The organism is Pseudomonas sp. Sample_10, assembly GCF_004321495.1.
GTDB lineage: Bacteria > Pseudomonadota > Gammaproteobacteria > Pseudomonadales > Pseudomonadaceae > Aquipseudomonas.
This window is the reverse complement of sequence record NZ_RCOE01000177.1, coordinates 69,357-75,489: the sequence shown is the minus strand read 5'-3', so window position 1 is coordinate 75,489 and position 6,133 is coordinate 69,357. Positions and strand designations below refer to the sequence as shown.

Annotated in this window: 5 protein-coding genes; 4 read left to right on the top strand and 1 reads right to left on the bottom strand. The window is 58.3% G+C overall.

Annotation, left to right across the window (positions count from 1 at the left end):
* The first annotated feature begins 45 nt into the window (after positions 1 to 45).
* The 3 genes from glyS to D8U18_RS17630 all read left to right on the top strand — a co-directional run bounded on the left by glyS (position 46) and on the right by D8U18_RS17630 (position 3,508).
* Positions 46 to 2,100: a glycine--tRNA ligase subunit beta gene (glyS, locus tag D8U18_RS17640; RefSeq protein ID WP_056854252.1), complete on the top strand. Its 2,055-nt coding sequence runs from the start codon at positions 46 to 48 to the stop codon at positions 2,098 to 2,100.
* Positions 2,101 to 2,104: 4 nt separating this feature from the next.
* Positions 2,105 to 2,644: a D-glycero-beta-D-manno-heptose 1,7-bisphosphate 7-phosphatase gene (gene gmhB, locus D8U18_RS17635; RefSeq protein WP_177336575.1), complete on the top strand. Its 540-nt coding sequence runs from the start codon at positions 2,105 to 2,107 to the stop codon at positions 2,642 to 2,644.
* Positions 2,645 to 2,728: 84 nt separating this feature from the next.
* Entirely contained in the window at positions 2,729 to 3,508 is a 780-nt protein-coding gene (locus D8U18_RS17630) for a lysophospholipid acyltransferase family protein (RefSeq protein ID WP_130932083.1), read from the top strand.
* Positions 3,509 to 3,691: 183 nt separating this feature from the next.
* Here D8U18_RS17630 and D8U18_RS17625 read toward each other — a convergent pair whose 3' ends face one another.
* Entirely contained in the window at positions 3,692 to 5,224 is a 1,533-nt protein-coding gene (locus tag D8U18_RS17625; RefSeq protein ID WP_131108095.1) for a HAMP domain-containing sensor histidine kinase, read from the bottom strand.
* A gap of 132 nt (positions 5,225 to 5,356) precedes the next feature.
* Here D8U18_RS17625 and D8U18_RS17620 point away from each other — a divergent pair, with 132 nt between their 5' ends.
* Entirely contained in the window at positions 5,357 to 6,073 is a 717-nt protein-coding gene (locus D8U18_RS17620; RefSeq protein WP_131108094.1) for a response regulator transcription factor, read from the top strand.
* The last annotated feature ends 60 nt before the right edge of the window (positions 6,074 to 6,133 follow it).

The following is a 6,133-nucleotide window of genomic DNA, read 5'->3' as shown; positions in this document are numbered from 1 at the left end:
CCCGGACCTGCGTGACGAAGTACTGGCCAAGCTGGAGGCTGCACAATGAGTGCTCTGGATTTTCTGGTTGAACTGGGCACCGAAGAACTGCCACCCAAGGCCCTGAACACCTTGGCCGAGGCGTTCCTCGCCGGTATCGACAAGGGCTTGCAAGCTGCCGGCCTGAACTACGAGACCAAAACCGTTTACGCCGCGCCACGTCGCCTGGCGGTGCTGATCACCTCGCTGGCCACCCAGCAGCCGGATCGCAGCATCAACCTCGATGGCCCGCCACGTCAGGCCGCATTCGATGCCGAAGGCAACCCGACCCAGGCAGCACTGGGTTTTGCCAAGAAGTGTGGCGTCGACCTGAGCGAAATCGATCAGAGCGGCCCGAAACTGCGTTACAGCCAAAGCATCGCCGGCAAGCCGACCGCGAGCCTGCTGCCGACCATCGTCGAAGATTCCCTGAACGACCTGCCGATCCCGAAACGCATGCGTTGGGGCGCGCGCAAGGAAGAATTCGTTCGTCCGACCCAATGGCTGGTGATGCTGCTCGGTGACCAGGTCATCGATTGCACCATCCTCGCCCAGAAGGCCGGTCGCGACTCTCGCGGTCACCGCTTCCATCACCCGCAAAGCGTGCGCATCGGTTCGCCGTCCAGCTACCTGGCCGACCTGCGTGCCGCCTACGTGCTGGCCGACGCCAACGAGCGTCGCGAGATCATCAGCAAGCGCACCGAAGAGCTGGCCACCCGCCAGGAAGGCACGGCAATCGTTCCGCCGGCCCTGCTCGATGAAGTGACCGCGCTGGTCGAATGGCCGGTGCCGCTGGTGTGCTCGTTCGAAGAGCGCTTCCTCGATGTGCCGCAAGAAGCGCTGATTACCACCATGCAGGACAACCAGAAGTACTTCTGCCTGCTGGATGCCGACGGCAAGTTGCTGCCTCGTTTCATTACCGTGGCCAACATCGAAAGCAAGGATCCGCAGCAGATCATCGCCGGTAACGAGAAAGTGGTTCGCCCACGCCTGACCGACGCCGAGTTCTTCTTCAAGCAAGACAAGAAGCAGAAACTCGAAGACTTCAACCTGCGCCTGCAGAACGTGGTGTTCCAGGAAAAGCTCGGCAGCGTCTACGACAAGGCCGAACGTGTTTCCAAACTCGCCGCTTACATCGCAGCTCGCATTGGCGGCAACGCCTCCTGGGCTGCCCGTGCAGGCCTGCTGTCGAAGTGTGACCTTGCTACCGAAATGGTCGGCGAGTTCCCGGAGATGCAAGGTGTCGCCGGTTACTACTACGCCCTCAACGACGGCGAGCCGCAAGACGTCGCACTGGCGCTGAACGAGCAATACATGCCGCGCGGTGCCGGCGCTGAATTGCCGTCCACACTGACCGGTGCGGCCGTGGCGATTGCCGACAAGCTCGACACGCTGGTGGGCATTTTCGGTATCGGCATGCTGCCAACAGGCAGCAAAGACCCGTACGCACTGCGCCGTGCTGCGCTGGGCGTGCTGCGTATCCTGATCGAGAAAAAACTCGATCTGGACCTGAACGACGCCGTGGCTTTCGCCGTGACCGCGTTCGGTGCCAAGGTCAAGGCTGCCGGTCTGAACGATTCGGTGCTGGAGTTCATCTTCGATCGCTTGCGTGCACGTTACGAAGACGAAGGCGTCGATGTCGCAACCTATCTGTCGGTACGCGCCCTGAAGCCGGGTTCTGCCCTGGACTTCGATCAGCGTGTGCAAGCCGTGCAGGCCTTCCGTCAATTGCCGGAAGCCGCGGCCCTGGCGGCGGTGAACAAGCGTGTGTCGAACTTGCTGAGCAAGGTCGAAGGCTCCGTTCCTACCGTGGTGGAAGCCAAGTACTTCGACAACGCCAACGAGTTCTCCCTGTACTCGGCGATCCAGCAGGCAGACCAGGCTGTCCAGCCGATGGCTGCGGCCCGTCAGTACAGCGAATCGCTGGCACGTCTGGCGGCGTTGCGTGAGCCGGTGGATGCGTTCTTCGAAGCCGTGATGGTCAACGCTGACGACGCCAACGTGCGCGCCAACCGTTACGCATTGCTGGCGCGCCTGCGCGGCTTGTTCCTCGGCGTTGCCGATATTTCGCTGCTGGGCTGAGGGGCTGCTGTTGAAACTGCTGATTCTCGATCGCGACGGAGTGATCAATTACGACTCCGACGCTTACATCAAGTCGGTGCAGGAGTGGATTCCACTTCCCGGTTCGATCGAAGCCATTGCGCAGTTGAGCAAGGCCGGCTGGACGGTAGCGGTTGCTACCAACCAGTCCGGCATCGCTCGCGGCTATTACGACATCGCCACCCTGGATGCCATGCACGAGCGCTTGCGCTCGCTGGTGGCGGAACAGGGCGGTGAAGTCGGCCTGATCGTCTACTGCCCGCACGGGCCGGACGAAGGCTGCGATTGCCGCAAGCCAAAACCCGGGATGCTCAAAAGCATCGCCGCACATTACAACGTATCGCTGACCAATCTCTGGTTCGTCGGCGATAGTCTCGGTGACCTGGAAGCCGCCAAAGCCGTCGATTCACAGCCAGTTTTGGTAAAGACCGGGAAAGGCGCAAAGACGCAGGGCTTGACCCTTCCGGTAGGCACATTGATTTTTGACGATCTGGCGGCGATTGCCGCAGAACTTATCCACAATTAGAGTGCTTCTGATATTTCCTGATAAAGGATTGGTCAGGAGTGCGATTTATACAGGCGGGTATTGCCCGCAACGGTAAACGTCACCATGTCGATATTGCAGGCCATCAGAACCTTTCTCTTTTACCTGCTGCTGGGCACCAGCTCTCTGCTGTGGTGCAGCCTGAGTTTTTTTATCGCGCCCTTTTTGCCGTTCAAGGCGCGTTATCGCTTCATCAACGTTTATTGGTGCCGCTGCGCCTTGTGGTTGAGCAAGGTATTCCTGGGCATTCGTTACGAAGTGAAGGGCGCACACAACGTGCCGGATCGTCCCTGCGTAATTCAATCGAATCACCAGAGCACTTGGGAGACGTTTTTTCTCTCCGCTTATTTCTCGCCACTGAGCCAGGTACTCAAGCGTGAGCTGCTCTATGTGCCATTTTTCGGTTGGGCCATGGCCATGTTGCGTCCGATTGCCATCGACCGCGACAACCCGAAAGCCGCCCTCAAGCACGTGGCCAAGAAGGGCGACGAACTGCTCAAGGACAACGTCTGGGTACTGATCTTCCCTGAAGGCACACGCGTTCCCTACGGCACCATCGGCAAGTTCTCCCGGGGCGGGACTGCGTTGGCGGTCAACGCCGACCTGCCGGTGCTGCCGGTTGCGCACAATGCCGGCAAGTTCTGGCCGAAAGCCGGTTGGGCGAAGAAGCCCGGCGTGATTACCGTGATCATCGGCGAACCAATGTATGCCGAAGGCAGCGGGCCACGCGCCATTGCTGATTTGAACGATCGGGTGCAGGCCTGGAACGAGCAAATGCAAAGGGAAATGGGCTCACTTCCGCCGGCGCCAAATGCACCGGTTTCCACGGACTCGGTCGCTGTCTGAAATTCTGTGGATAAGCTGTGCACCGTTTTTCTCAAACGCCTACCGAATATTAAGTAACTTTCTGATTTCATTACATATTTTATAAAATGATAAAAATCATCAAACCGTGCATAAGTATTTTGCGGACGCAAAAAAACCGGCTGATATAGCCGGTTTTTTTATACCCGCGAAATCCCATGGTATTCACTCTTCCAACAAGGGGAAATCAAGCCGGAAACAGGTGCCTTCGCCAACCACGCTGGAGCATTCGATTCGCCCCCCATGTCGATCCACCACCGCCTTTACCATCGACAACCCCAACCCCACGCCGTCGGTACCCTGGGCAGAAGAGAAACGCCGATATTGACTGAATAGTTCGGGCAACTCCCTGGCGGCAATACCTTTGCCCTGATCGACGAGTTCACAGGTCAACCAGTCGCCGCTGTGCCTGACCTGCAAACTGACTCGCGTTCCCGCTGCACTGTATTTGATCGCATTCTCCAAGAGATTGAACAGCGCCCGAGTCAACAAAGCCTGATCCGCCATGAGCAGACTTTCCTGAGCGGCATCCTCGACCTGGTGCACCAGCTGGATCTGTTTCTGTTGCGCAAGGGGCAATGCCTGATCGAACACATCCAGCACCAGCATGGCAAATAAGCTGGGCTGGAAGTGATAGGCATCGGACTCAGCCCTGGCCAATTGAACGAATCCGTCCGTCAGATCCAGGGCTCGACGCACCTGAAGCTCAATCTGATCGAACAGTTGCGTGTCGCCGCCTACCTGATGACGATGCACATCCAGCAGCGCAAGAATGGCCGAGTGAGGCGCGCGCAAATCGTGGGACAGAAAACGCAACATGACAGTCCGTTGCTCTTGCGCTTCGCGCTCAATACTCAGGTCAGTCAAGCTCCAGAGCCAACCGACGGGCGTTTCGACGTCTGTCGGTAACAAAGCAGCGCGTTCCAGGCGCAAGCTGCGTTCTCTGACGTCACGGAACTCCAACATCGGCAGTGTGGATAATTGCGAGGCGGGGCCATGGTTCACCCCGGGGTAACCGAGCTGTACCAACTGTTCAATGACTCCTTCCCCCACCAAACTGCCGCCAAATAGATCGCGGGCTTTGCGGTTACCGAGCAATATTTGCCCGTTAGGGTCACTGATCAACGTGGCTACAGGCAAATATTCCAGTCCATCAGCGATGAAACGGTGGGTATCGCGGGTCCGGCTCATGGCTTGTTCAAGCGCCATCACTTGCTTCTGCAAGCGATCCCCGCTCGGAAACTGTGTGCGGCGGCGTTCCGGAAATACTTTGGGTTCGCTGTCCAGTCGCGCCAGCTCCCAACCAAAATACCTCAACACCACACTGAGCCGCCGCCAGTTCCAGATCAAATAAGCCAGTAGCATGCTCAGCAGCGCGGGGGTCGGGGACCACCATTTGCTCAACTCCGCGAGACCGGCGCTGGTCAGCAGCGTACTGAGCATGCCAATCAACGTCAGCCAGAGCGCCAGGCGCGGGCGCCACAGCAACAGAGCGAGAACACAGGCCACCAGGCACACTGACAGAAGCGCGCTTAGGGCCGGTGATGAATCGTTCAGATTAATCTGCAGGCGATAGGACAACAGTGCAGTCAGCGGCAGGAGCACTAGACTGACCCACAACCACTCGCGCACCAATTGCCGAAATAATCGCTCAACCTGGCTTGGCTCACGGCTTTCCAGAAGACGAGGGCTATTCATGGGAAAAAGGGCAGGGCGGGGTGAATGGTTTCATAGATCTCCGATCTGACAACGTAGACCCAAGAATCATAGCGGACGTCGACACACGGCGGACCCCGAACTTCAACTGCCCCTGACAAGGAACCACCGCCTATGCGTGTCGCGATATTGGACGATGAGCCGGCCGAACTGCGCCGGGTCGAACAAACCCTGGAGCAGGTGGCGGACGGCGGCGAGCAACCCTGGTCACTCCACAGCTTCGAACGCGGTGAAGACCTGGTGCGACAACTACGCCGAGAAACCTTTGACCTGCTGATCCTCGACTGGCAATTACCCGATATCACCGGCTTGATGGTGCTGCGCTGGACTCGTGAACACATGGAAACACCACCGGCCGCCATCATGCTTACCAGTCGTGACGCAGAGAACGATATCGTCCAGGCCCTGAATGCCGGTGCCGACGATTACCTCAGCAAACCGTTTCGTCCCAATGAACTGAAAGCCCGGGTAGGCGCGGTTCTGCGTCGACACAGCCAGCAACGAGCAGCCACAGACGGCTTGAGCTTCAATGATCTGGTGTTCGATGATGCAGAACTGACCGTCACGCGTGATGGCAAATCGATCGTCATGACCGAGCGCGAATACCGTCTGGCGCACTGCCTGTTCAGCAACCTGGGGCGACCGCTGTCGCGGGACTACCTTTACGAACGCTTTTGGCCCCATGAAGAAATGTCCTCATCGCGCCCTCTGGATACGCACATCTATCGCCTGCGCAACAAACTTGGCCTGACGGCTGATCGTGGCTGGCAGTTGCTGACGATTTACGGGTATGGCTATCGACTGGAGAGTGTTTCGCCGGCGAGTGAGTGAGTCGCGAATAATAAAAAAGGCCAACGCAATGCGTTGGCCTTTTTGTTGGCGCCGACCGGG

What these genes read in the sequence shown, in the direction of transcription:
- D8U18_RS17625 (WP_131108095.1), bottom strand. Translation starts at nt 5,224, where the DNA reads ATGAATAGCCCTCGTCTTCTGGAAAGCCGTGAGCCAAGCCAGGTTGAG.
- glyS (WP_056854252.1), top strand. Translation starts at nt 46, where the DNA reads ATGAGTGCTCTGGATTTTCTGGTTGAACTGGGCACCGAAGAACTGCCA.
- D8U18_RS17620 (WP_131108094.1), top strand. Translation starts at nt 5,357, where the DNA reads ATGCGTGTCGCGATATTGGACGATGAGCCGGCCGAACTGCGCCGGGTC.
- D8U18_RS17630 (WP_130932083.1), top strand. Translation starts at nt 2,729, where the DNA reads ATGTCGATATTGCAGGCCATCAGAACCTTTCTCTTTTACCTGCTGCTG.